The 1,402-nt window shown below is 58.9% G+C and carries 1 pseudogene; it reads left to right on the top strand.

Features of this window, described 5'->3' with window-relative positions:
- Positions 1 to 178: 178 nt before the first annotated feature.
- Positions 179 to 1,402, top strand: a pseudogene (locus Y708_RS0101685) (pyruvate dehydrogenase E1 component); the annotation flags it as partial.

Raw genomic sequence — 1,402 nt, 5'->3', positions numbered from 1 at the left:
GCGGTTCGGTTACCCTGCGTGCCCATGTATATGCTCCTCGCTGCAATTGACATATTCGGAGGCGAACCAGTTCACTGTACGTACTCTAATGGAATAATTCTTCCACATCGCGAAATCAATGACGATACGGAAACTTGAGGGCCCGTGGCTTACAGCCGTCGGGCGGAAGTAGGTTCGCATGACTGCTGATCAAAGCATTCTAAGTAGTTTGACTGACGGATTGAATGGCCGGGCGCCTGATGTTGATCCTGGGGAGACGGCTGAGTGGGTTGAGTCGTTGGATGGGTTGATTCGGGAGCGGGGGACGGAGCGGGCGCAGTTTATTATGCGGTCGTTGTTGCAGCGTGCGGGTGCTCAGTCGGTGGGTGTGCCGATGGTGACGACCACTGATTATGTGAATACGATTCCGGTGGATCAGGAGCCGGAGTTCCCGGGCGATGAGGAGATTGAGCGGACGTATCGGGCGTGGATGCGGTGGAACGCGGCGGTGATGGTGCATCGTTCGCAGCGGCCGGAGATTGGTGTGGGGGGGCATATTTCCACGTATGCGGGGGCGGCGACCCTGTATGAGGTGGGGTTTAATCATTTTTTCAAGGGCAAGGACCATCCCTCGGGTGGGGATCAGGTGTTTTTCCAGGGTCATGCTTCGCCGGGGATGTACGCGCGGGCGTTCCTCGAAGGCAGGTTGACGGAGGAGGATCTGGACGGGTTCCGGCAGGAGAAGTCCAAGCAGGGCCACGCGCTGTCCTCGTATCCGCACCCCAGGTTGATGCCGGAGTTCTGGGAGTTCCCGACGGTGTCGATGGGGATCGGGCCGATGAACGCGATTTATCAGGCGCAGTCCAACCGGTATCTGCATAACCGGGGGATCAAGGACACCAGTGACCAGCAGGTGTGGGCGTTCCTCGGCGACGGGGAGATGGATGAGCCCGAGTCCAGGGGTTTGCTGCAGTTGGCGGCTAATGACGGGTTGGATAACCTGAATTTTGTGATCAACTGCAGCCTGCAGCGCCTGGACGGACCGGTGCGCGGTAACGGGAAGATCATGCAGGAACTTGAGGCGTTCTTCCGTGGTGCGGGCTGGAACGTGATTAAGGTGGTCTGGGGCCGGGAATGGGATGATCTGCTCGCCAAGGACGACGACGGGTCTTTGGTGGGGATCATGAATTCCACCCCGGACGGGGACTACCAAACCTATAAGGCGGAGTCCGGCGGGTTTGTGCGGGAGCATTTCTTCGGGAAGACCCCACAGACCAAGGACTTGGCCGCGGACCTGACCGATGAGCAGGTTTGGGGCCTCAAACGTGGTGGGCATGATTACCGCAAGGTTTACGCCGCGTATAAGGCTGCCACCGAGTTCAAGGGCAAACCCACCGTGATCCTGGCCAAGACGGTCAAGGGC

It is taken from the genome of Arthrobacter sp. H5 (assembly GCF_000520595.1).
Classification (GTDB): Bacteria; Actinomycetota; Actinomycetes; order Actinomycetales; family Micrococcaceae; genus Arthrobacter_D.
This window is presented reverse-complemented; position numbering and strand designations above follow the sequence as displayed.